14 protein-coding genes are annotated in these 24,544 nt (G+C 68.6%); 8 read left to right on the plus strand and 6 right to left on the minus strand.

Translation table 11 applies throughout. From position 1 onward, the window contains the following. Positions 1 to 4: 4 nt before the first annotated feature. The 6 genes from tssE (at position 5) to PQR08_RS01595 (ending at position 8,408) form a co-directional block, all read left to right on the plus strand. Positions 5 to 511 (plus strand): type VI secretion system baseplate subunit TssE, encoded by a 507-nt coding sequence (gene tssE, locus PQR08_RS01570; protein ID WP_238286699.1) that lies wholly within the window; start codon positions 5 to 7, stop codon positions 509 to 511. A 27-nt stretch (positions 512 to 538) separates the two neighbouring features. Continuing rightward, complete coding sequence (gene tssF, locus PQR08_RS01575) at positions 539 to 2,422, plus strand: type VI secretion system baseplate subunit TssF (RefSeq protein WP_250486753.1); 1,884 nt, start codon at positions 539 to 541, stop codon at positions 2,420 to 2,422. A 2-nt stretch (positions 2,423 to 2,424) separates the two neighbouring features. Then, positions 2,425 to 3,495 (plus strand): type VI secretion system baseplate subunit TssG, encoded by a 1,071-nt coding sequence (gene tssG, locus PQR08_RS01580; protein ID WP_250486752.1) that lies wholly within the window; start codon positions 2,425 to 2,427, stop codon positions 3,493 to 3,495. Between the two features lie 94 nt (positions 3,496 to 3,589). Then, a complete protein-coding gene (gene tssH, locus PQR08_RS01585) occupies positions 3,590 to 6,253 on the plus strand; it encodes a type VI secretion system ATPase TssH (protein WP_250486751.1) in 2,664 nt (887 codons plus the stop codon). Positions 6,254 to 6,256: 3 nt separating this feature from the next. Further along, on the plus strand, positions 6,257 to 7,606 hold the full coding sequence (gene tagH, locus PQR08_RS01590; protein ID WP_250486750.1) for a type VI secretion system-associated FHA domain protein TagH: 1,350 nt from the start codon (positions 6,257 to 6,259) through the stop codon (positions 7,604 to 7,606). 19 nt (positions 7,607 to 7,625) lie between these two features. Further along, on the plus strand, positions 7,626 to 8,408 hold the full coding sequence (locus PQR08_RS01595) for a PP2C family protein-serine/threonine phosphatase (protein ID WP_250486749.1): 783 nt from the start codon (positions 7,626 to 7,628) through the stop codon (positions 8,406 to 8,408). Between the two features lie 34 nt (positions 8,409 to 8,442). Here PQR08_RS01595 and tssC read toward each other — a convergent pair whose 3' ends face one another. The 6 genes from tssC to PQR08_RS01625 form a co-directional block, all read right to left on the minus strand. Further along, on the minus strand, positions 8,443 to 9,948 hold the full coding sequence (gene tssC, locus PQR08_RS01600; RefSeq protein WP_187603048.1) for a type VI secretion system contractile sheath large subunit: 1,506 nt from the start codon (positions 9,946 to 9,948) through the stop codon (positions 8,443 to 8,445). Between the two features lie 46 nt (positions 9,949 to 9,994). Then, positions 9,995 to 10,537: a type VI secretion system contractile sheath small subunit gene (gene tssB / locus PQR08_RS01605; protein WP_238286661.1), complete on the minus strand. Its 543-nt coding sequence runs from the start codon at positions 10,535 to 10,537 to the stop codon at positions 9,995 to 9,997. Positions 10,538 to 10,621: 84 nt separating this feature from the next. Continuing rightward, positions 10,622 to 11,653 carry a type VI secretion system protein TssA gene (gene tssA, locus PQR08_RS01610; protein WP_250486748.1) on the minus strand — a complete coding sequence of 344 codons (1,032 nt, stop codon included), beginning with the start codon at positions 11,651 to 11,653 and terminating at the stop codon, positions 10,622 to 10,624. Positions 11,654 to 11,666: 13 nt separating this feature from the next. Then, a complete protein-coding gene (locus PQR08_RS01615) occupies positions 11,667 to 18,119 on the minus strand; it encodes a two-partner secretion domain-containing protein (RefSeq protein WP_408161001.1) in 6,453 nt (2,150 codons plus the stop codon). A 41-nt stretch (positions 18,120 to 18,160) separates the two neighbouring features. Further along, positions 18,161 to 19,909, minus strand: a complete 1,749-nt coding sequence (locus PQR08_RS01620; RefSeq protein ID WP_250486746.1) for a ShlB/FhaC/HecB family hemolysin secretion/activation protein — start codon at positions 19,907 to 19,909, stop codon at positions 18,161 to 18,163. A gap of 58 nt (positions 19,910 to 19,967) precedes the next feature. Next, positions 19,968 to 22,340: a CHAT domain-containing protein gene (locus PQR08_RS01625; protein ID WP_250486745.1), complete on the minus strand. Its 2,373-nt coding sequence runs from the start codon at positions 22,338 to 22,340 to the stop codon at positions 19,968 to 19,970. A gap of 152 nt (positions 22,341 to 22,492) precedes the next feature. On the opposite strand from PQR08_RS01625, the gene tssJ reads away from it, so the two are divergent. After that, positions 22,493 to 23,053 carry a type VI secretion system lipoprotein TssJ gene (tssJ, locus tag PQR08_RS01630; protein ID WP_250486744.1) on the plus strand — a complete coding sequence of 187 codons (561 nt, stop codon included), beginning with the start codon at positions 22,493 to 22,495 and terminating at the stop codon, positions 23,051 to 23,053. Between the two features lie 121 nt (positions 23,054 to 23,174). After that, positions 23,175 to 24,524, plus strand: coding sequence for a type VI secretion system baseplate subunit TssK (gene tssK / locus PQR08_RS01635; protein WP_238214148.1), 1,350 nt, complete (start codon positions 23,175 to 23,177; stop codon positions 24,522 to 24,524). Positions 24,525 to 24,544: the final 20 nt, after the last annotated feature.

Raw genomic sequence — 24,544 nt, forward strand, 5'->3', positions numbered from 1 at the left:
GTCGATGAACGCACCCAGCGCCGCCGATCGCCTCCAGCCCACGCTGCTCGACCGGCTGATCGACGACGATCCCGCATCGCGCACCGATCCCGCCGGCGAGCGCTTCCTCTCGCATCGCGGGCTGCGCGCGGCGGTGCTACGCGACGTCTCGTGGCTCTTCAACACGACCAATCTCGGCAGCGAGATCGACGAGGACCAGTTCGCGCACGCGTTCGCGTCGGTGCTCAACTACGGTCTGCCGTGCCTGTCGGGGCGCTTCGCATCGACGGTCGATCCCGTCGTGCTCGAACAGGCGATCCGCACCGCGATCGAGCGTTTCGAGCCGCGCATCGATCCATCGACGCTGGAGATCGAACCCGTCCTCGACCGCTCCGTGCTCGACATGCACAACCAGATCGCGCTCGTCATTCGCGGTCTCCTGTGGGCGCAGCCGGTGCCGCTCGAATTCGCGCTGCGCACGCAGATCGATCTCGAGGAAGGCGGCATCACGGTGATGGAACTGCCGCGCTGATCGCGCGCAAAGGACGAAAGCACACTCATGGACCCGCGCCTGCTGCGTCACTACAACACCGAGCTCGCGCATCTGCGCGAGATGGGCGCGGAGTTCGCGCAGCAGTTTCCGAAGATCGCGGCGCGGCTCGGCATGAGCGGCATCGACGTCGCCGATCCATACGTCGAACGGCTGCTCGAAGGCACGGCGTTTCTCGCCGCGCGCGTCCAGTTGAAGCTCGAAGAAGAGTTTCCGCGCTTCACGCAGCAGCTCACGCACGTCGTGCTGCCGCAGGCCGCGTGTCCCACGCCCGCGATGCTGATCGCGCGTCTTGCGCCCGATCTCGCCAATCCCAATCTCGCCGATGGCTTCACCGTGCCGCGTCACACCGCGCTGTTTTCGCTGCGCACGCCCGCGCAGACGACGCCGTGCGAGTTCCGCACCGGCGCCGCGCTCACGCTCTGGCCCGTCGAGCTGACCGATGCGCGCTATCACGTGCAGACGCCCGATCTGCCGCTCGCCACGCTGCCCGCGACGCGCGCGCTCGCGCCGCATGTGAAGGGCGCGCTGCGCATCCGGCTCGCGACGCCGGAAGGCCTGTCGTTCGATGCGCTGCGTCTCGATGCGCTGAGCCTCTACTTCGCCGGCGGGGACGACATCGCGTTCCGGCTGCACGAACTCGTGCTCGGCCATACGCTCGCGATCGTAGTATCGACGCCCGAACGTCCGGCCACAACGCTCGCCGTGCTGCCGGGCGATGCCGTCGCGCCCGCGGGCTTCGCCGACGACGAAGCGCTGCTGCCCGTCACGCCCAACGCGTTCCAGGGTTATCGGCTGCTGCATGAGTATTTCGCGCTGCCGCAGCGCCTGCGCTTCGCGCGCATCGAAGGGCTCGCGGACGTGCTGCCCGCCTTCGCCGCGCGCGACATCGAACTCACGTTGCTCTTCGATGCGGGCGATGCCACGCTCGAACGCATCGTCACGAAGGAGAACGTGCTGCTCGACTGCGTGCCCGCCGTCAATCTCTTTCCGAGGCACGCGGATCGCGCGCTCGTCACCGATTCCAGCGCGCGCTTTCATGTGGTGCCCGACCGCACGCATCCGCTCGACTTCGAAGTGCATTCGGTCACGGGCGTCTCCGGCTACGGCGCGCACGACGACAGCGAGCAGACCTTCCATCCGTTCTACGCGGACTATCTCGCCGACCGCCCCGCCGAGGCCGCGTACTTCACGACCGAGCGCGAGCCGCGCCTCGTGCCCGCCGCGCGGCGCAAGAGCGGCGCGCGCACCGATTACGTCGGCAGCGAGACGTATGTGTCGATCGTCGATCCGCGCGCCGCGCCGTATCGCGGCTCGCTGCGGCAACTGTCGTTCGAAACGCTTTGCAGCAACCGCGACCTGCCGATGATGATGGCGGCAAGCGGTCCGGGCAGCGACTTCTCGCTCGACATCGCGGCGCCCGTCGCGGCCGTGAAATGCGTGAGCGGACCGTCGCGCCCCGCGCCCGCGCCGCTCGACGCCGCGCAGACCTGGCGTCTGATCGATCAGTTGTCGCTGCACTATCTGTCGCTCTGCAACGGTCCGCGCGAAGCGGCGGCGGCGTTGCGCGCCCTCCTGGCGCTGCATGTCGCGCCCGCCGATCACACCGGCCGCAATCAGGTCGCGGGCGTGGTCGCGGTCGATGCGAAGCCCGTCGTGCGCCGCCTGCCGATGCCTGGCCCGATCGCCTTCGGGCGCGGCCTCTCGATCGATGTCACCGTCGACGATCTCGCGTTTCAGGGCGGCAGCGCGTGGCTCTTCGGCTGCGTGCTCGACCGCTTTTTCGCGCGCTACGTGTCGATCAATTCGTTCGTGCAGACGGTGCTGCGCACCGGCGCGCGCGGCGAAATCCTGAGCCTGCCCGCGCGATGCGGCACGCGAGCGATCTTCTAGCCGTGGCGCGGCCAGCGCCCGCCGAAGCGCCCGCGCATACGCGCGCGCTGCTGGAGCTGTTCGACGCCGTCGCCGCCGAGCCGCATCGCCACGACTTCTATCGGCTGATGCGGCACATCGAGGCGCTCACGCCGGAGCTGCCGCGTCTCGGCGCGGGCGCGCGGCCCGCCGACGAACCGTTGCGGCTCGCGCAAGATGTTTCGCTCACCTTCGCGCCCGCGCCGCTCGCCGCGCTGGCACGCGACGACGGCGGTCATGCGCCGCGTCTCGCGCAGCGCTTCTTCGGCTTTCTCGGACCGAACGGGCCGCTGCCCTTGCATCTGACCGACTTCGCCCGCGAGCGCGCGCTGCATCATGGCGACACGGCCTTCGCGCGGCTGCTCGACACGCTGCTGCATCGCTTTCTGCTGCTGTTCTATCGCGCGTGGGCGCAGGGCCGCCCGGTCAACGGTCTGGACCGTCCGGCGCAGGATCGTTTCGCGTTCTATGCCGGCGCGCTGATCGGTCATGCCGATCCGGCGACGCATGCGCGCGACGCCGTTTCCGATCACGCGAAGCTGCATTTCGCGGGCCTCCTGAACATGCAGACACGTCCGGCCGACGTGCTCGAAGGCATCGCGTCCGCGCTGTTGCGGGTGCCGGTGCGCATCGAGCCGTATCGCGGGCACTGGATGACGCTGCCGCGCGCCGAGCGCACCGCGTTGCGATCGCGTGCGGCGCGCTTCTCATCGCGTTCGGCGGGTTTCGCGCAACTCGGCCACGGCGCGGTGCTCGGTGCGCGCGTGTGGGACCGTCAGCACGCATTCCGGCTCGTGCTCGGGCCGCTCACGCTCGCGCAGTACGAATCGTTCCTGCCGGGCGGCGCGGCGCTATCGACGCTCGTTGCGCTGGTTCGCCGGCATCTGAACGGCGAGCTTGCATGGGATGCGCAGCTCGTGCTCGCCGCCAAGGAAGTGCCGACCGCGCGGCCGGGGCGCTACGGTCGCCTCGGCTATTCGGCGTGGCTCGGCACGCTCGCGCGCAAGACCGATCGCGCCGATCTCGCGCTCGACGCCGATGCGCATGTCGCCTGAATCGATGCGCTTTGCAAAAACACCGCACGAGCGCCGTCTTATCGGATGAAGCCGCGCCTCCGGTCGGCGCGCGCGCGTTCAAAGGAGTCGGACGATGGCGGAGATCAGTCGTGTGGCGCTGTTCGGCAAGCTGGACAGGCTCGGCTACAAAACCGTGGAGAGCGCGACGGTGTACTGCAAGATGCGCGGCAATCCCTACGTGGAACTCGCGCACTGGCTCATGCAGATGCTGGAGACGCCGCGCTCCGATCTGCAGCGGATCATCGCGCACTACGACGTGGACGCCGCCGCGCTCGCCCGCGAGCTGACCGCCGCGCTCGACCGGCTGCCGCGCGGCGCGACGTCCATCTCCGACATCTCCGAGCACATCACCGACGCGATCGAGCGCGGCTGGGTCTACGGCACGCTGCTGTATGGCGCGAGCAAAGTGCGCACGGGCCATCTGCTCGTCGGCATGCTGAAGACACCGCGTTTGCGCGGCGTGCTCGTCGGCATCTCGCGGCAGTTCGAGCGCATCAGGCCGGAAGATCTTTCGGACAACTTCGCGCGCATCGTCGCCGATTCCGTCGAGGAAAGCGCCGATGAACCGCGCACGCAAGCGAGCGCGCCCGAAGGCGAGACCGCGCCTGCGAGCATGGGCAAGCAGGAAGCCCTGCACAAATACGCCACCGATCTGACGGACAAGGCGCGTCGCGGCGCGCTCGATCCCGTTACCGGCCGCGACGAGGAAATCCGCCAGCTCGTCGATATCCTCATGCGCCGGCGTCAGAACAATCCGCTTCTGACCGGCGAGGCGGGCGTGGGCAAGACCGCCGTCGTCGAAGGCTTCGCGCAGCGTCTCGTGCGCGGCGACGTGCCGCCGCCGTTACGCGAAGTCGCGCTCTGGTCGCTCGATCTCGGTCTGTTGCAGGCGGGCGCGAGCATGAAGGGCGAATTCGAGCAGCGGCTGCGGCAAGTCGTCGAGGACGTGCAGGCGAGCCCGAAGCCGGTGATCCTGTTCATCGACGAAGTGCATACCATCGTCGGCGCGGGCGGCGCGGCGGGCACCGGCGACGCGGCCAATCTGCTCAAGCCGGCGCTGGCGCGCGGCGACCTGCGCACCATCGGCGCGACGACGTGGGCGGAGTACAAGAAACACATCGAGAAGGACCCGGCGCTCACGCGGCGCTTTCAGGTCGTGCAGGTCCACGAACCCGATGAAACCAAAGCGGTGCGCATGCTGCGCGGCGTGGCGGCGGTGCTCGAAGGCCATCATCGCGTGCAGTTGCTCGACGAGGCGATCGAGGCGGCCGTGCGGCTGTCGCATCGCTACATTCCGGCGCGGCAGTTGCCCGACAAGGCGGTGTCGCTGCTCGATACCGCGTGCGCGCGCGTCGCGGTCAGCCAGCACGCGACGCCGCCGCAGGTCGACGATTGCCAGCGGCGCATCGAGTCGCTCGACGTGGAAGCGCAGATCATCGCGCGCGAGTCGAACGTGGGCGTCGATGTCGGCACGCGCGCGGCGGATGTCGAAGCGGCGCTCGCGCGCGAACGCGACACGCTCGCTGGCCTGGAAGCGCGCTGGAAGGACGAGAAGCAGGTCGTCGACGAATTGCTGGCGTTGCGGGCCGCGTTGCGCGAAAGCGGCGCGGCCGTGGATACCCCGGCGGAAGGCGAAGCGCCGCCCTCGCGCGATGAACGCCTCGCGCGTCTCGCCGAACTCAAGGCGCGGCTCGTCGAACTGCAGGGCGACGCGCCGCTGATTCTGCCGAGCGTCGATGCGAGTGTGGTCGCGGGCGTGGTCGCGGACTGGACCGGCATTCCCGTCGGCAGGATGCTGAAGAACGAGCTGGCCGCCGTGCTCAATCTCGCCGATGCGCTCGATCGCCGCGTGATCGGCCAGCGCCACGCGCTGGAGATGATCGCGAAGCGCATCCAGACGTCGCGCGCGCGGCTCGACAATCCCGACAAGCCGGTCGGCGTTTTCCTGCTTGCCGGCACCTCGGGCGTCGGCAAGACGGAAACCGCGCTCGCGCTCGCCGAAACGCTCTACGGCGGCGAGCAGAACGTCATCACCATCAACATGAGCGAGTTCCAGGAAGCGCACACGGTCTCGACGCTCAAGGGCGCGCCGCCCGGCTATGTGGGCTACGGCGAAGGCGGCATCCTCACCGAAGCCGTGCGCCGCCGCCCGTACAGCGTCGTGCTGCTCGACGAAGTGGAGAAGGCGCATCCCGACGTGCACGAGATCTTCTTCCAGGTTTTCGACAAGGGCTGGATGGAGGACGGCGAGGGACGCTACATCGACTTCAAGAACACGATCATCCTGCTGACGTCGAATGTCGGCTCGGAGCTGATCATGTCGATGTGCCGCGACCCCGCGAACGCGCCCGCGCCGGACGCGCTCGCCGCCGCGCTGCGCCGTCCGTTGCTCGACGTGTTTCCCGCCGCGCTGCTGGGGCGGCTCGTCACGGTGCCCTACTATCCGCTCTCCGACGCGATGATGGCCGATATCGTGCGTCTGCAACTGGAGCGCATCCGCAGGCGCGTGTCGGACAATCACGGCATTCCGTTCGACTACGACGACGACGCCGTGCGGCTGATCGTGTCGCGCTGCACGGAGGCCGAATCGGGCGGACGCGTGATCGACGCGCTGCTCACCAACACCGTGCTGCCGCGCATTTCCACCGAGTACCTGACGCGGCTCACCGAAGGCGGCGCGCTCGGGCGCATCCGGCTGTCGGCGAGCGCGAACGACTTCGTCTACGCGTTCGACTGAACCATGCTCACACTCACGGTGACCCGTCACAACGGCCAGCCGCCGCGCACGCCCCTCGCGGCGAGCTTCAGCGCCGAGGGCGGCACCATCGGGCGCGCGGTGACGAACCGGCTCGTGCTCGACGACGCCGAGCGCACCGTCTCGCGCATGCACGCGCAGATCGCGTGGCGCGACGGCGCGTACCGGCTGACCGATCGCGGCAGCAATCCCGCGCTCGTCAACGGCGTGCCGCTCGACCCCGGTCAGGAAGTGCCGCTCGCGCACGGCGACGAAGTGCAGATCGGCGGCTATCAGTTGCGCGCGCAAGTGTGCGACGAGGATCGCACGGAGACGTCGTTCGAGACGCCGTACGTGAACGCCGCCGCGACTCCGGACGATCCGTTCGCGGGCCTCTTCGATGCGCCCGCCGCAGCCGAACCGCTCGCCGCGCCCGAGTCCGGCGCGCCGCATGAGCGCTTCGACTTCGAGTTCGACGATCCGGCTTCGAAGCGTTCCATCGACGAGCTTTTCGGTCTCGCGCCGGGGGCGTCGAGTCCGCTGACGGAACCGCTTATCGATCCCATCACGCAACCGAACACCGCCCACGACGACGACCCGTTCGCGAGTCTGACCGGCGCGGCGCGGCCGGTCGCGCCGCCCGCCACGTTGTCCGACGCCGGCTCGGAGTTGCACAGCGCGTTCACGCCACCGTCCGCGCGCGCCACGCCAGCGCAGGTAGCCGCGCCTTCGCCCGCGCCTGCGGTGCAGGGCGATCAGCGCGCCCTCATCGCAGCCTTATTGCAAGGCCTCGACGCCCCCGGCGTGCGGATCGAAGCGCTCACGCCCGCGCTGATGCAGCTCATCGGCACGTTGTTGCGCGAATCGATCCAGGGCACGCTCGAACTGCTCGCCGCGCGCGCCGCGTTCAAGCGCGAAATGCGCACGGAGGCGACGATCATCGCGGCAGCGGACAACAATCCGCTCAAGTTCTCGCCGAACGTGGACGCCGCGCTCGCGCATCTGCTCAGCGGGCCCACGCGCGGCTTCATGCCGCCCGCCGCTGCGCTCGCCGATGCCTGCGCCGATTTGCGCGCGCATCAGGTCGGCATGGTCGCCGGCATGCGCGCGGCGCTCGACGGCGTGTTCGAGCGCTTCGAGCCGCAACGCATCGAGGCGCGTCTGCCCGGGCGCTCGCGGTTCGACGATCTCATGTCCGGCAAGAAGCGCCGCGCACGCTGCTGGGATCTCTTCACCGAGCTTTACGGCCAGTTGTCGAGCGAGGCGACCGAAGATTTCCACATGCTGTTCGGCCGGGCGTTCGTCGCCGCCTACGAAGCGCAGATCAGCGAATTGAAACGCCGCGGCCGCCCGTGACGCGCGCCGGAGAACCAACATGCAACTTCAAACCGCAAGCGTGAGCGATGTGGGCGGACGCTCGCGCAACGAGGACGCTTACGGGCAATGGCGGCACGCGGCGCTGTTCGCGAGCGTGGTCGCGGACGGCGCGGGCGGTCACGGCGGCGGCGACACGGCCTCGCGCATCGCGGTCGATACCGTGCTCGCCGAACTCGCGCGCGTCGCGCAGGCGGGCGTCGCGCTCACCGGGCCGAACCTGTTGCGCGTGCTGCTGCGCGCGAACGACGCCATCATCGATGCGCAGGAGCACGACGGCGATCTGGCGCAGATGCGCTCGACGGCCGTGCTGCTCGGCATCGACGAAGCGGCGGGCCTCGCGTCGTGGGCGCATTGCGGCGACACGCGGCTCTACTGCTTCCGGCGCGGCGCGACGGTCGTGCAGACGCAGGATCACAGTCTCGTGCAGAGCATGATCGATGCGAACCTGCTCGAAGCACGCGACGTGCGCAGCTATCCGCGCCGCAACGTGCTGTTCTCGGCGCTCGGCACGGCGGACGATCTCGATATCGCGGCGTCCGGAGAGCCGTTCCCGATCGCCGATGGCGACGCGTTCCTGCTCTGCACCGACGGCTTCTGGGAATATCTCGACGAATCCATGATGATCGAGGCGATCGGACAGGCGCAGACGCCTGCCGCATGGCTCGATCTGATGGTGACGCGTCTGCGCGGCAGCGCGCGGCCCAGACACGACAATTTCACCGCGAGCGCGGTGTGGGTCGGCGATGCGTCGGAAACCACGGTGTTGCGGATGCCCGCGTGAGGCGGGCATCGGCGATACGAAACATCTGAGCCGTTCAGGCCGCTTCCTTCTGCGAAGGCAGGCGCGAGACCAGCCGCAGCGACACCGTCAGCCCTTCGAGCTGATAGTGCGGACGCAGAAAGAACTGCGACGTGTAGTAGCCCGGCGCGCCCGGCACTTCCTGCACCTTCACCTCGGCGGCGGCGAGCGGCTTCTGCGCCTTGGTGTGCTCGGAGGAATTGGCCGGATCGCCGTCCACGTACTGCGTGATCCACTTGTTGAGCCAGATCTCCATGTCGGAACGTTCCTTGAAGCTGCCGACCTTGTCGCGCACGATGCACTTCAGGTAATGCGCGAAGCGGTTGCAGGCGAAAAGATACGGCAGGCGCGCGGCGAGCGCGGCGTTCGCGGTGGCGTCGGGGTCTTCGTACTCGAAGGGCTTCTGCAGCGATTGTGCGCCGATGAACGCCGCGAAATCCGAGTTCTTGCGATGGATCAGCGGCATGAAGCCATTCTTCGCGAGTTCGGCCTCGCGGCGGTCCGAGATGGCGATTTCCGTCGGGCACTTCATGTCGACGCCGCCGTCGTCGGTCGGGAAACTGTGCACGGGCAGCCCTTCGACCGCGCCGCCCGACTCCACACCGCGAATGCGCGAGCACCAGCTATAGAGCTTGAATGAACGCGTGATGTTCACGCCCATCGCATAGGCCGAATTGGCCCATGTGTACTTGGAGTGATCGGCGGAACCCGTTTCTTCCTCGAAGTCGAATTCATCGACGGGCTCGGTTTTCGCGCCGTACGGCACGCGCGCGAGAAAACGCGGCATCGCGAGGCCGATATAGCGTGAATCTTCCGACGTGCGCAGCGAACGCCAGCTCGCATATTCCGGTGTACCGAATATTTTCGTGAGATCGCGCGGGTTGGCGAGTTCCTGCCACGAATCCATCTGCAGGAGACTCGGATCGGCTGCGGCGATGAAAGGCGAGTGCGCCGCGGCGGCGATCTTCGACATCTCCCCGAGCAGTTCGACATCGGGCGGCGTCTGATTGAAGTAATAGTCGCCGATGAACGCGCCGAACGGCTCGCCGCCGAGCTGACCGTACTCGTGCTCGTAGATCTGCTTGAACAGCGGGCTCTGGTCCCACGCGACGCCCTTGAAACGCTTGAGCGTCTTGCCGAGGTCCTTCTTCGAGATGTTCATCACGCGAATCTTGAGCATCTCGTCGGTTTCGGTATTGTTGATGAGGTAGTACAGCCCGCGCCACGAGCCTTCCAGCTTCTGGAAGTCCGCATGATGCATCACTTCGTTCACCTGCTCGGTGAGCTTCTTGTCGATCTCGGCGATCATCGCCTGAATCGAGCGGATGGCGTCGCCGGAAATGATCTGCGTCTGCGAGAGCGCCTGCTGCGCGAGCGTCTGCACCGCCGTCTGCACCGCGGTCTTCGCCTCGTCGCTCTTGGGGCGGAACTCGCGGTTCAGCAGCGAGGCGAGGTCGTTGCCTTCGAGCGTCGCGCCCTGCAGTTCGGGTGCGGCTTCCGCCGTTTGAGGAATGTCGGACATGGTCGTTACCTTTCAGGGCTCGTTCGTGATGGCTTGCGCGATGTGCTCACTCGGCGGCGGGCGCGGCGGCTGGGGTCGAAGCGTCGTTGGCGGCGGCCTTGTCGGGCGTCGCGGTCGCGAGCGTCTTGAGCAGCGCGGGATCGTCGAGCACGCGCGCGATCAGTTCCTCCGCGCCGTTCTTGCCATCCATGAAGATGACGAGATTGGCGAGTTGCGTGCGCGCCTCCAGCAGCTTCGAGAGCGAGTCGACCTTGCGCGCGACGGCGGCGGGAGAAAAATCGTCGAGCGTATCGAAGGTGATATCGACGCTCAGATTGCCCTCGCCCGTCAGCTTGTTGGGCACCTGGAACGCGACGCGCGGCTGCATCGCCTTCATGCGGCTGTCGAAGTTGTCGATGTCGATTTCCTGGAACTTGCGCTGCTCGACGGGCGGCAGCGCTTCGGCGGGCTTGCCGGAGAGGTCGGCCATGACGCCCATCACGAACGGAAGCTGGATCTTCTTCTCGCTGCCGTAAGTCTCGACGTCGTATTCGATCTGCACGCGCGGCGCGCGATTGCGGGCGATGAACTTCTGACTGCTGGTTGCCATGAGGCCTCCTGTGCATGTGCATGAGCCACGCCTGGAAGACGATTCACGCGTGGCTTGTTTTAAAGCGGGTTGCGGCCCGCGCGGTCAACGCGGCCTGGTTCCCGCGATCAGATGAATCTGCGTGAGGCTCTCCGGCGCCAGGTCCTGCATCACGGAGAGGAAGTCCTTGCCGAGCCACCCGCGCGCGCGCCGGATCAAAAGCGGCGCGGGATGCGCAGGCTCGGTGCGTTCGAGAAACGCGCAGACCGCGTCGAGCAGTGCGATGGCGTCCTCGCGCGTCGCGATCTCGCCGGGACGCGCCGCCACGCGGGGCGCGCTTGCCGACGTAGTAGCCATCGCGCCGAGAGGAGCCGCATCGGCCGGCTCCGACGCATCCGGCTGCGCCGCCGCGCGCAACTGCGTGGCGATCCAGCGCGCCGTGTCCATCATCTTTTCGATGAGCGGCGTACGCTCCGCGCCGAGCCGCCCGGTCATGACGATGCCGAGCGTCTGCACCACGCGCGGCAGATCGATGCCCGCGGCGAAGACGTCGCGATCCTGCGCGAGCGCATCGGCGAGCATGCCTTCGACCCGCGCGGGCGTCGCGGCGCTCGCCCCTTCGGCCGCCATGAGCCTGCCCTGCGCGATCAGGATGTCGCGCACCGTCAGCCGCTCGCCGCGCGCGCGGCACACTTCGGTCTCGCGCAGGTCGTGCAGCAGGGTTTCGGCTTCCGCGAAGGGCGTGTAGGCGTCCGCGAGAGGCGCGAGCGCGTTGACGCGCAGCACGGGATCGTTGTCGTCGTCGGCATCGAGCGGCGGATAGAGGTTGTCCCAGTAGCGCTCGAACAAGCCCGTCAGAAGCCGCAGCCCCGCATGAAAACCCGCGAGGCCGTGCACGCGCGCGGCCGCCCGCGCGTAGACCACGGCGATGCGCAGATCCTTCGACTTCGCGAGCAGCGCCCGCGACTCTTCGAGCACATCGGGCCACGCGGTCGGTTCGGCGAGCGCCTCGAACTGGCGCTCGGGATTGCCGCGCGCGAGCGCCTCGAACGCGAGGAACGCCGGATCGTATTCGAGATCGACGCCGGCGGGCGGCATCGTTTCGGCTGGCGCGAGCAGCGGTTCTACATCGATCATCACGGCTCCGTTCTCAGAATTCGCCGCAGCCGTGCTGGCCGTTCACGACCAGACAGTTGTTCAGGTTCGGCCGCGAGCGCACGCGCTTCCATTCGGAGGCGAGCGAATCGGCGGGTCCTTCGGACTGCTGCAAGGCAAGGATCGGCTCGCTCGTGCCGACGCAGACATTGACGCCGCCGAGGTTGCTCTCGTAGACGAAGCTCTGCTCCTGCGCGGTGAAGAGCGGTTGCAGGCCGGTGCGGTTGAAGACCGCGCCTTCGAGAGGCGGGGGCGGCGGTGGAGGCGGCGGCGGGGGCGGGGGCGGCGCCATCACCGTGAGCGTGCCGGGAACGACGGTCACGTCGTAGCCCACGGCCGACGAGAACGTGCCGTTGATCGCGTATGTTCCGGGGGCCGAATTGCGGTTCGCCGGCGAACTCATCGAACCGGCGAGCACGTTGCCCTGCTGATCGCCGCTCAGAAAGCGCTGCCCTGACGAGTAGCTGAACGGCTGGTTATCCTGCCCGGCGTAACGATCCTGATTGCCGATATCGACGGTGATCGCCGGCCGCTGCGTGTACACGAAATGATTGCCGTTGCCCGACACGACATCCATCGACTGCCGGCCGTTCCAGCCGCACACGCCGCCGTAGACGCAGCCATAGAAGTTCGGCAGCGGGCCGCGCGGATCGATGCCATTGCGGTTCTCCCCTTGCCACGTCATGGCCCACACGCGCCACGCGTTGCCCGCGCCCAGCGTGCTCCCGTACGGATTGGCGAAGAATGCGTTCTCCATCACGAGGTCGATGCTCCCGCCCGCCTGCAGATTCAGCGGCGCGTTCGGCGCGCCGAGCGTGACCTGGCCGTTGTCGGAAATCGCGACGAGATTGCCCGTGAGCGTGCCCGGCTGGCCGCCGATCGGCACGACGCGGCCGTTCGCATCGACGCCGTTCGCGCTGCCGGCGCCGATCGTGAAGCTGCCCGCGTTCCTGAAGTTCACGGTGCCCGCGCCCGCGATGACAAGCGTATCGACGTCGTTCGGATCGAGCAGATTGAAGACGCCGCCGCCCGCGAGCACCAGCGTGCCGGCCTGAACGCCGCCCGGATCGCTGACCGTGCCGGTCGTGTCGAGCGCGAGCGTGGCGTTGGCCGGCAGCGCGATGCCGGAAGGCAGGTCGATGCCCTGACTGCCGGCGCCCGTGTTTTCGAGCGTGAGGCTCGTCGCGACCGCCGGACGCGTGGCGCAGCCCGCGCCGCCCGCGCACGGTCCCGCGACCGTGATGCGCTCCGTCTGCGTCGGCGAGCCGAGCACGAGAGTTTGCAGGCTGGTCGAGAAGGTCTGATACGTGGCGTTGTCGATGGAGAGGCCCGGCGTCGCGCTCGTGCCGAAGAGCGTGATCGGCACGCCATTCAGCGCGGTCACGTTGAAGCTCGACGGATCGACCGATCCAGCCGAGATCGCGAGCGTGCCGCCCTTCGGATCGATCGAGCCCGCGCCGACGCGGCCCAAGAGACTCGTGGCCGTGCCGTTGTTGGACGCCCGCAGCGAGATGACGCCGCCCTCACCCGTCGTGATCGAGAACGGCCCGGCCGTCAGCGGCGGGAAGCCCGGCAGCGGCACGGCGCCGTATGCGATGCCCGCATCGGCGCTGGGCGTCGAGCCGGCGATCGAAACCGTGCCGGACGGCGCGCTCGCGTTGATCGAGCCGTTCAACAGCAGCACCCCATAAGTAGGCGAAGACGCGCTCGCGCCGGTGATGTCGTAGACGCTCGCGCTGCTGCCGCGTATGTCGATGAGACCGCCCGCGCTCGTGATCGACGCGCCGTCCGTCACGGTCACGCCGGCATAGCCGGGGCCGCTGCCGGTGCCGTAAATGCGGATCGCGCCGGTGCCCGTGGTGATGCGCGCGGGACCGCCCGGCCCGGACTTGAACTGCGCGGCATCGCCCAGCACCACGCCGCCGCCCGGATTCACTCCGGGATTCAGGCTCTGCCCGACGAGGGTGACGTCGCCGCTGCCGGTCGCGATCGTCGCGTCGTTGACTTCGATGCCCGCGCGCGTGCCCAGGAACGATCCGGCGGCGCCGGCTGGCGCGGGCATGGTGCCGTGGATCGTCACGCCGCCGCCTGTTGCCGTCGGCGTGTCGTTCGCCGCGCCCGTGCGCGTATCGATGTCGGCCAGACGCAGCACGACGCCCGCGCCGGTGGTGCTGGCCGGGCCGTCCGACGTGGTCACGGTGGCGCCATGCCCGGTCAGCGTCACGTTGCCGCCGTTGGTCTGGATGGCGACGCGCGAAGCCGTGCCGTCGCCGCTCGCGAAACCGCCGACGAACACTTCGTTCAGCGCGTCGGCGACGAGGTTGAGCGCGCCGAGCGTCGAGGTGATGTTCGAGCCGATGGTGACGGAATCGGCGCTGTGCAGATCGAGCGTGATGTCGTGGCCCGATGCGTTCTGGAGCGGCGTTCCGATCTCGATATCGCCGCTCGTCGATGTGAGCGTCAGGTTGCCCGCGAGCGTCGAGCGGGTTGTGCCGTCGATCGTCCTGAAGGCGTTGGTGGCCGCATCGAATTCAGTTCCGCTGCCACTGTCGAGCGTCAGGCTCGTGCCGCTGAGAGACGTATTGCCGGTGCCGACGAGCGTGACCGGCCCGAAGACGTTGTTCGCGTTGGTCAGGGTGAACGTGCCCGGCCCGGTGAGCAGGAGCCCGACCGCGCCAATCGGCGCCGCTTGCGTCACGGGTCCGGCGGAATCGAGCGTGAGCTTCCCGCCCAGCGAAATGCCCGAGAGCAAGGAAATGCCCTGGCTGCCCGCGCCGCCGTTGGCGACCGTCAGATTGCCGAAGGTCGGCAGGCCCGCGCACGGCGCGGCGGCGCACGTGGCGCCGACCGCGATATGCCCGGTGTGCGACGCCGAGCCGATATAGATGTTGTCGACGCTCGTCGTGAAGCGGGTGCCCAGCGTGCTGTCGATGGTGAAGCCGCGCCCGGTCGCGCCCGCCACGCCGATGCTGATCGGCGCGGCATCGTCGGCGGCGATGTCGAACGCGGTCGCCGACACGCTGCCCGGCGCGAGCACGAGCGTGCCTTGGGGCGCGGCCAGCGTCGAGCGTGCATCGAGCGAGGTCGAGCCGGTATCGAACGCAATGGACGACGTGTTCGCGGGAGTGTTCGACGCGCGCAGCGTGAGCGTCTTCGTGGCCGTCGAGCCCACGCTGGAATCGATGATCTGCAGCCCCGCCAGTTCCACCGTCGCGCCGCCGGAGATGGAGCCGGCGAGCGTGATGTCCGAGCCGTCGAGGCTCGCGTTGACGAGCTTCACGCCCGAATGAAAGCGCGCATCGGCGCCCGACGCGGTGATTTCCGTGCCGTTGGTCACGCCGCGAATGTCGATCGGGCCACCGGTGCCGTTGCCGTTGGACGCGACGAAGAAGACGCCCCGGCCGCTGTCCACGCCGCCCGCCGAGGTCGAGACGCCTTCGTAGCCGTTGCCGCTGCCGTAGACGCGGATGCCGGGCAGGCCCGAACGCAGCGTGATGTTGCCCTCGCCCGCTCCCTCGATGGTCACGCCGCCGCCAAGCGGGCCATCGAGTGCGGCGTGGCCGCGAATGGTGATGCCGCCCGTCGTGGTGATCGGCATCCCGGAGAGCGAGACCCCGTCCGCGCGTGCGACCGATCCGGAGGCGAGCGCGGTGCCGTCGATCGTGACGTTGCCGGAACCCGGCTCGATGCTGCCCGATTGCGCCGAGACGCCGCCCGCGCCGCCGTGTCCCGTCAGCGAGAACGCGCCGCTGCGGGACGTAAGCGTCGCCTGATCGAGCGCGACGCCGATGCCGTCCGCGGAGGTGCCGTCGATGGTCACATTGCCCGTCACCGAGCCGACGTCCGTGCTCGAGAGCGTGACGCCGCCTGCGAGGCCGGTGCCCGTTACCGAGATTGCGCCGGCGGACGTGGAGAGGGTCGCGTCGCTGATGGAGACGGCGTTGCCCGCCGCCGAGTTGCCGATGACCGAGAGATTGCCGGTGGCGGATCTGAGCGCGCCGTCGGAAAGCGCCACGCCTTGCGAGGAGCCCGTGCCCGAAACCGTGATCGCGCCGCCGGTCGCATCGACGGTTGCGCCGTTGATCGCGACTCCGACGCCCGTGGACGAGTTGCCGGTGAGCGTGACGTTGCCCGTCGTCGTCGAGAGGCTGCCGCCGCTCATGGCCACGCCGGTGCTCGCGCCGCTGGTCCCGCCCGTGCCCGTCACCGTGATCGCGCCGGCGCCCGAACTCACGTTCGCGCCGGTGAGAACCACGCCGGTTCCTGCCGATGATCCCGTGCCGTTCAGGCTGATTTCGCCCGTCGTCGAAGTGATGCTGGAGGCGCGCGTGCTGTTGCCGGCGCTGCCGCCGACCTTCACGCCGCCCGTCACGCCGTCGCCGGTCAGCGCGATCGCGCCGGTCGTCGTTTGCAGCGTGGACCCGCCTTCGACATTCACGCCGTAGCCAAGGCCGCGCGCGTCGCCGACCGCGTCCACCGGGGCAGAACCATTGATCGAGATCCGGCCGCTCGGCGCATCCGTGCCGATCTGGACGGCTCCGTCCCCCGACAGCGTATCCGTGCGCGTGCGCGTGTCCATGTTGACGTTGTCGACCACGACGCGCGGCGCGACGCCGCCCGCCTGCCCGCCTATGGTGACGTCGCCGCCATTGGTGAAGAACTGCAGCGGCGCATTGCCTTCCGATCCGCGCAGCAGGACTTGCGCGGTGCCGTCGGTGTGACCCGCGGTGTTCGCCGTCAGCACGACCGACAGCGGGCTGGCCGGCGCGGTGCTTGCCTGCGACGAGATGATCCCCGCCCCGCCGCTTCCCTCCGCCGTGCTGTCGATGATGATCGAGCGCGCGGCGAGCAAAGTCAGCGTCGCCGCGTTGCCCTGAAACTTGTCGATCATGCCTTGCAGCGTGATATCGCCGCTCTGCGTGCCGCCCGTCCCGGTATTGATGGTGACCGACGTCCCCGCGTTCAAACGGTTGTTGATCGTGCCGACCGAGATCGTCGAGAGGTCCGACGACGCGGAAAAATTCGGCCCGCCGCCGCTGTCGATGCTGGTCGACGTGATCGTCACGTCGTACGGATCGAGCAGCCACGTCCCGCCTATGCCATGCAGTGACGATGCATCGATATTCGCGCCCGCCACATCCAGAAACCGCCCCGACGTCTCGATCAGACCGCCGTTGCCCGCCACGTTCCCGCCGCGCGCCGTGAGCGTGCCGTACACGCGCGCCGCGTTCGTGCCGTAGACCACGACGTTGCCGCCGTCGCCGCTGTCGAGCGCATCCGCGTGGATTTGCGCGCCCGGCCCCATCCACACGGCATCGGCGTTGTGGATATCGGTGGCCTTTCCCGCGGAGCCGCCGCCCACGCGCACGCGCCCGCCGCCCGCGCCGCCGCTCGCGTCGATGGTCGCGCCCTGCTGCAGCAATTTGCCCTCGTCATCGAACACGGGGCTCTTCAGTTCGACGTGATGCCCGGTGATATCGATCCTGCCGCCGGCAAGGCCCGCGCCGCCGGTCGCATCGACGCTGCCCCTCACTTCCGTCAGGCCCGCGTTGCCGCCATCGAGCACGATGCGCCCGTTGCGCTCCGCCACACTCCGCGCCCGCACCGTGCCGGTCTGGTTCAGCACGGTGGAGGCGAGCGCATCGGCGGTCTGCACCGACATCATCACCTGGCCGCCGTCGGCCTGAAGCACGCCCGAGTTGCTCGCGAGCGCCTGCGCCGCCGGGCCGTCGATCTTGAGCATGGTGAGGCCGTCGCCCGCGAAATCGAGCGTGATGTCGCTGCCCGCGCCCATCGCGACGGTGCCGAGCTTCGCGCTCACCGTGCCGCTGTTGTCCACTTGCGCGCCGAGCAGCGCGACCGTGCCGCGCTCGCTCGCCGTGATCGTGCCTTCGTTGCGCACGAGCCCGCCCGCGTTCTGCGCGCTCGTGAAGCGATACTTGCCCGCGAGAAAATCGCTGTCCGAAATGCCGAGCGTCGAGGCGACGATCGAACCCACGTTCACCGACGCGCCGCGCGTGAACAGCACGCCCGCCGGATTGACGAGAAACACCCGCCCGTTCGCGTTGAGATGCCCGGCAATGTTGCTCGCCTCGCCGCCCGTCACGCGATTGAGCAGCACCGCCTGCGGCGAGGGCTGCGCTATGTTCACCGTCTCGTTCCCGCCGATCGAAAACGAATTCCAGTTGACGATGCCCTTCTGCATGCCCTGCGTGATCGTCATCGTGTGCGGATCGGGCTGGCTGATGCTCACGTTGCCGGTCACCACCTGCCCGCCGCCTGGCAGCGCGAGTACGCCGGGCGCGGCCACCAGCGCGATCAGCGGCAACAGCGCGGCCGGCTTGACGTCGATGCCCGCATGGCGCGCCGCGCGCCTGGCAAGCCGCCGGATCGCTCGCTCCCACTCCCGGCGATGCCGGCGGGTCCGAAGGCTGATGTCGTCGCTCATGTCGAACTCCTGTCTGACCGCTCCGATGCGGCGTTGATCAGCTAAAACGATTTGGAAACCTGAACATATACGCGCGGCACCTTGTCATCGCCGGTGCTGTCGGCGCGGGTGGTGCGCCACGCCACGCTGGCGTCCACGGTGATGCCGTAAGGCGCGTTCCAGAAGAGGCCCAGGCCCGCCCCGCTGCGCGTGACGGTGTTGGCGCCCTGTCCCGGGACCGAGCGCGCGTTGTAGCGGCCCACGCCGATATCGAAGAAGGCGGAGAGCGTCAGCGTCGGAATCACGGCGTAGCGCAACGAGGCCGTCGCGACCAGTCCTTCGTCGACGATCGCCTCCGACGGCGAGTACGCGCGCACCGCCTTCGGCCCGCCGAGCGCGAAGCGCGACGAGCTGTCGAGGTTCTGGTTGGCCCACTGCCCCGACACGCCGACGAAGAAGCTCGTCTTCGGCGTGATCGCATTGAGGCGGTTGGCCTGCATGATCATGCGCACGCTGTTGCCCGCGGTATCGCGGCCTCCCGGACCCTGATCGATCAGCTGCCCGGCCGTCGAATCGATATTCAGGTGTGCGAAGGCCAGTTGCAGGTCGGCGCTGTTGAAGCCGCCGCCAAGAAAGCTGTCGCGGCTCTCGTACGACAGCCCGACGCTCGCCACATACAGCTTCTGCGGATTGTCGAAGTTGACGGTATCGATCTTGTCCGTGAGCGAGCGATACTCCAGCGCGCCGCGCAACAGCAGGTTCTGGCTGCGCGAGCGGATCAGCGGATGCGTGACCGACGCCGTGACCACATCGGCGTTGCCGTGCGCCTGCAGCGCCGAGAAGTCCTGCCCGAGGTAGTAATAGAGATGCGAGTACGCGATCCCGAGACGCGTGCCGTTGGCGTCGACCGGCGCGTCATAGCCGACGCGCCCGTAGAGCGTGTCCGCGCGCTCGGCGGCGAGCAGGTTCACGTCGAGGTTGTCGCCTATGCCGAACGGCGACGCCAGCCGGCCGACCGCGCCCAGACGCCAGCGTCCGGCGGGCGCGGAGCCGTAGTTGTCGCCGGCGAGCGCGAAGTCGTAGCGGCGCGCGGCCTCGACGGTCACGTTCAGATCGACGGTGCCGGGCGCGCTGCCCGACTCCAGCGCCGAGCTCACCTTGATGCCGGGCACGTCCGAGAGCAGCAGCATCGTGCGTTCGAGCTCGCCTTGCCTGAGCGGCTTGCCCGGCTCGATCGCGGCGAGCCGCGCGCGCACGAGCGACTCCTTGATCGGCGCGCCCGGCGCCAAGGTCAGCCGCACGCGCCCGATCTTGCCTTCGAGCACCGTGAAGGTGACATCGCCTTCGGTCACGTCCTGCGGCGGAATCACGACCTGCGCGAGCGGATAGCCGCGATCGCGATACACCTGCGCGACGCGCGCGGCCATCGCGTTGAGATCGTTGATGGACACTTCCTGACCGATCCTGTCGGCGACGGGCGCGAGCAGTGTCTCGGCGGGCAAGGTCTCGTTGCCCGCGAGGCGGATGCTCTTGAGCACGAACTTCTTGCCCTCGGGCACGGGCTCGGGCGGCGCGATCGGCGCGGGGAGCGCGTTGGCCCCGCCGCCGGGCGGCGGCGCGGTGACGGGCGGGCGCGGCTGCTCGTTGAGCAGCGTGCCCGCGCTCGGCACCTGCGCCGTGCCGGGCAGCGGCACCTGCTGCGCCCACGCCGTGATCGCGCTCGCGCAGGCGAGGCTCGCGCCCGCCATGCGCACGAGACGGCGCGGACGCAGACGCGAAGGCAAACGCCGGGCGGGAAGTTCGGTTTTCATGGCATGGTTCACGGCGACATCCTCATCGGGACCGGCGCGGCACGGCGTCGGACGAAACTCAGCGGGCGACCGAAAGCCGCCAGTTGCCCATCAGATCGAACGGCGCCCAGTAGAACGGATGGGCGAAACGGCTGTTGGCGAGCACCGCGAGCTGGGCGTCGCGCATCGCGTCGATCGCCTGCTCGCCCTTCGTGAGCGAGCCATAGAAGGTGCGCATCGTGAGTTCGGTCGATTCGTCGGCGACCGGCCACATCGACACCAGCAGCGCCGATGCGCCCGCATAGAAGAACGCGCGCGTGAAGCCCATGATTTCGTCGCCGCGCCCGACGCGCCCGAGCGCCGTCTCGCACGCGGACAGCGTGACGAGCGCCACCGTGTCGAGCTTGAGGTTGTAGATGTCGGCGGCGAGCAGCGGGTCGGGGCCATCGGCGGGCTGGCTCGAAGGCGCGAGCAGCACGCGCGAGTGCAGCGGATCGATGGTGTCCGCCTGCGCGTGCGTCGCCACATGCACGATGCGGCCGGCCGGCGCGTTGTCGTCGAACGCCTTGCGCGTCACGTCGCTGCGCAGGAAGGTCTCGTTGCGCGCGAACAGCGGGCCGATGGCGCGCACTTCCGCCTCCGCCGACGGCAGTTCGTACTCCGGCCCGATACGCGGATTGCCGAACGCGACGAGATTGCTCGCGATGTGCTGCTGGCGGCGCACGAGCTGCACCGCGACGCTCGCCGAAGGCGCGAGCGAGATCGCGTGACGCTGGATCAGAAAGCCCTGCGCATTTTTGAGCGCCTGGAACGGCATGTAGTGCAGCGCCCCGTTCGGCACGATGATGAGCCGCTCGTCGGCACGCAGGTCAAGCGGCTCGATCAGCAGCGCATCGAGCTTCGTGCCGTAGGCGATCGCTTGCGGCTTGCCGCGAATGATCGCGTTGCGGAAGTCGCTCACGGCGAGCGTCATGTCGTGGCGCTTGATCGGCAGCGTGAAGCCCGTGATGCCATCGGCGCGCACGACCCACGCGATCATCCGGTCGGGCAGCCCGTGATATTCGACGATCGCCTCGCCGGGCGCGAGCGTGGCGCGCACGTCGGCGAGCGAAAGCGTGCGGCCGTTGAGCTGCGTTTCATCGACGTTCTTGTCGAGCCGGTTGCGCACCACGTCGAGCAGCGCGCGGCTGCGGCTGCGTTCCGACAGCGTCCACGCGAGCGGATAGTCGCCGTCCTCCACGACCAGCGCGATGGTTTCCTCGAAGACCGTCTGCGTGTCGGAGAAGAGGCCGGTCTTGAACTCGTCGCTGCGAAAGCGCGCGCGGATCGATTCGGAATCGTCGAGCGCGGCGAGCCACGCATCGCGGGCTTCCTTGCGCTTGCCGAGCGCGAGATACGCGCGACCCATGCCTTCGTGCGCCCACAGATTGTCGTAGCTGGCATCCGAACCGCCGCCCTTCGCTGCGCTCGCGGAGAACGCGGCGAGCGCCTGCTCGGGCTTGTTCTCGGCGAGCAGCAGATTGCCTTCGATACGTTTCCTGAGCGGCGCGAGCAGCGTGCCATCGACATCGCCGGTCTGCTCGAAGGTCGCGCGCGCGCCCGCCGCATCGCCGCCCGCGATCTGCGCATTGGTGATCGACAGCAGCACCAGCGGCCGATAGCGCGGCGACGCCGCATCCAGCGCCGCGCGATATTCGGCAAGCGCCGCCGCCGCATCGCCGCGCCGCGCCGCGATGTCGCCGAGCACCTTGTGCGCGGGCGCGAGCACTTGCTGCGGATTCTTCTCGCCCGCGGCGAGCGCTTCTTTCGCGTAGCGCGCGGCGTCGTCGAGATCGCCCGCGTAGCTGTAGGCGATCGCGAGATCGCGGCGCGACAGCGCGGCGAGATTGGCGTTGTCCGTCTCCTTCGCGACGACGAGCGCGCGCGACGCCGCCTCGATGCTCTCGCGGAAGTCGCCGCGCTCCGCCGCCGCCACCGACATGCTGCAGTACGCATAGCCGTCGAGCTTGACCTGATCGCGCGCGAGCAGCAGTTGGCCTTCCTTCGAAAGCGTCGCGATAGTTTCGGCGTCGCGCACGCGGGCTTCGGCGTCGCGCGCCGCGCTCGTGAGCGGCGCGCCTTGCGCGGCATCCGATGAGGACGCGGCGTGCGTTTCCTTCGTGTCCGGCGCGTTGCGCGCACCTCGCGCGGGTTGTCCGGCAGGCGCGTCGTTCTGCGCGAGCTGCATGCTCGGTTCGTGCAGATCGTTCGACGCGAGCTGAAAGCTGGCGGCATCCGGCGCGCATGCCGATCCGGATACGCCCGGCGCGGCCTGCGCATGAACGGCGGGCGCACTCAGCGCCAGCATCGTAAGCAGCGCGAACAAAATGTCGACCCGTTTGGCCGCGCCGCTCATGGGCGCGTGTGCATCGGCCTCGATACAGGCCGACGCGATCCGCTCGATCGGTTTCACAGATGCGCTCCTCGATGGACCCCGGCTTTTGTTTCGACGCGAGCGGCAAACGTTCGCGGCGGTGTCACGAGTAGACGATCCATTGCGGCCGGTTTGAAAAATGCAGCGGCGCCGTTCGTCTGCTGCTGTGTTGGCAGGCATACGGACGAACCATGAGCAACGTCGAGCCGATTTCACGCTTCGGGCGCTTCATGCGCTTCATTGCCGCGCGCGCCGTCGCGCCCGTCGTCCTGATGTGCACATTGGCCGTCACGGCGTGCAAGTCGCCGCCGCCGCCTCCTCCCCCGCCGCCGACGATCGTGCATATCGACGTGAACGCCATCGAAAAGGTCAATCCGGATCGCAGCGGCCGTCCCTCGCCCGTGCTCGTGCGCGTGTACGAGTTGAAGGCGACCGCCGCCTTCGACAGCGCCGACTTCTTCACGCTCTACGGCAAGGATCAGGCGACCCTGGGCGCGGATCTCAATGCGAAGAACGAGTTCCTGCTCAAGCCCGGCGATAAGCAGAGCGTCGAGCAGCCAGTGCAGCCGGGCACGAAGTTCATCGCGGTCGTGGCGGCGTATCGCGATATCGAGCGCTCGCGCTGGCGGGCGACCGCGCCCGTGCCGCCGAACCAGACGACGATCATGAGCGTGAGCATCGACGCCGCCGATGTGTCGATCGCAGCGAAGCCCGCTCCCCCGCCGCCGCCGTCGAAGAAGAAGGCGAAGTGAATCCGCCCCGCGCCGCTTTGCAAATTCGCGCCGCTGGATCGTTCTATGAGCGGAGCGCTCGCGCCATGCAGCGGCAATGCGCGAGCGGAACGCCGAACCCACGCGAAGCGGATACGCCACCATGACCTGGCACCAACGCATGATCTGGTCCGAGGGGCTGTTTCTCGAACCTCAGCATTTCCAGCAGCACGACCGCTTCATCGAGCATCTCGTGCGCTCGCATGCGCGTGCGACCGAGGCGTGGTCGTGGGGCTGGGCGTCGGTCATGCTCGATGAAGTCGCGCTCGGGCTCGGCAAGATCGCGCTCGCGCAGGCGTTCGGCGTGTTGCCCGACGGCACCGCGTTCTCCTTTCCCGACGACTTCCCCGCGCCGCCGCCGCTCGACATTCCCGCCGGCGCGCGCGACGAAACCGTGCTGCTCGCGCTGCCGCTGGAACGCTCCGGCGCGAAGGAGTTCGATCCCGACGGCACGGCCCCGGCGCTCAACGGTCACGCCGACGCATTGCGCTATCGCACGACCGACACCGCCGTCGCCGATGTCACGACCAGCACCGACCGCGTCGCCGAGATGCGCGTCGGCGCGCCGAACCTGCGGCTCATGCTCGCCCGCGACGCCACCGACGCCTTCGCGACCATCGGCATTGCGCGCGTGCTGGAACGGCGCGCGGACAATCGCGTGATGCTCGACGCGCGCTATGTCCCGCCGATGCTCCACGCGCTCGCCGATGCGCGTTTGCTCGGCCATGCACAGGAAATCGCGGGGCTGCTGCATCAGCATGCGGACCGGCTCGCGCGGCACATCGCCAATCCGGGTCGCGGCGGCGTCTCCGAGATCGCGGACTTCCTGCTGCTGCAGACGCTGAACCGCTTCGAGCCGCAGTTCGCGCATCTGCTCCAGGTGCCGCTCCTGCATCCCGAACGCCTGTATCAGACGACGCTCGCGCTCGCGGGCGATCTCGCCGCCTTCGACGAGCGCCGCCGCGTGCTCGCCTATCCGCCGTACCGCCACGACGATCTCGCCAGTTCCTTCGAACCGCTCATGCGCGACGTGCGGCAACTGCTCGCGCAGGTGCCGGAGCCGAACGCCATCGCGATCGAATTGCAGAGCAGGAAGCCCGGCGTGCGTGTCGCCGTCATCAACGATCTCGAACTGCTGCGCACCGCCGGCTTCGTGCTCGCCGCGAGCGCGCAGATGCCGGGCGAGGCGCTGCGCACGCGCTTCCCGACGCAGGTCAAGGTCGCGCCCGCCGAAAAGCTGCGCGATCTGGTGAATCTCGCGCTGCCGGGCATCGAATTGCGCGCGATGCCGGTCGCGCCGCGTCAGATTCCGTTTCACGCGGGCTATTCGTACTTCGAACTGGATCGCGGCGGCGAACTGTGGAAGGAGCTGGAGCAGACCGGCAATCTGGCGATGTACATCGCGGGCGAGTTTCCGGCGCTGGAACTGGAGTGCTGGGCGATCCGCCACTGATCATTAGGTTTCCCGACGAC

The sequence above is a fragment of the Caballeronia jiangsuensis genome (genome assembly GCF_046030135.1).
GTDB lineage: Bacteria > Pseudomonadota > Gammaproteobacteria > Burkholderiales > Burkholderiaceae > Caballeronia > Caballeronia jiangsuensis.

Excerpts from the sequence above, each read along its gene's own strand:
- tssE (WP_238286699.1), top strand. The coding sequence starts at position 5 with ATGAACGCACCCAGCGCCGCCGATCGCCTCCAGCCCACGCTGCTCGAC.
- tssF (WP_250486753.1), top strand. The coding sequence starts at position 539 with ATGGACCCGCGCCTGCTGCGTCACTACAACACCGAGCTCGCGCATCTG.
- tssH (WP_250486751.1), top strand. The coding sequence starts at position 3,590 with ATGGCGGAGATCAGTCGTGTGGCGCTGTTCGGCAAGCTGGACAGGCTC.
- tagH (WP_250486750.1), top strand. The coding sequence starts at position 6,257 with ATGCTCACACTCACGGTGACCCGTCACAACGGCCAGCCGCCGCGCACG.
- PQR08_RS01595 (WP_250486749.1), top strand. The coding sequence starts at position 7,626 with ATGCAACTTCAAACCGCAAGCGTGAGCGATGTGGGCGGACGCTCGCGC.
- tssC (WP_187603048.1), bottom strand. The coding sequence starts at position 9,948 with ATGTCCGACATTCCTCAAACGGCGGAAGCCGCACCCGAACTGCAGGGC.
- tssB (WP_238286661.1), bottom strand. The coding sequence starts at position 10,537 with ATGGCAACCAGCAGTCAGAAGTTCATCGCCCGCAATCGCGCGCCGCGC.
- tssA (WP_250486748.1), bottom strand. The coding sequence starts at position 11,653 with ATGATCGATGTAGAACCGCTGCTCGCGCCAGCCGAAACGATGCCGCCC.
- PQR08_RS01615 (WP_408161001.1), bottom strand. The coding sequence starts at position 18,119 with ATGAGCGACGACATCAGCCTTCGGACCCGCCGGCATCGCCGGGAGTGG.
- PQR08_RS01620 (WP_250486746.1), bottom strand. The coding sequence starts at position 19,909 with ATGAAAACCGAACTTCCCGCCCGGCGTTTGCCTTCGCGTCTGCGTCCG.
- tssJ (WP_250486744.1), top strand. The coding sequence starts at position 22,493 with ATGAGCAACGTCGAGCCGATTTCACGCTTCGGGCGCTTCATGCGCTTC.
- tssK (WP_238214148.1), top strand. The coding sequence starts at position 23,175 with ATGACCTGGCACCAACGCATGATCTGGTCCGAGGGGCTGTTTCTCGAA.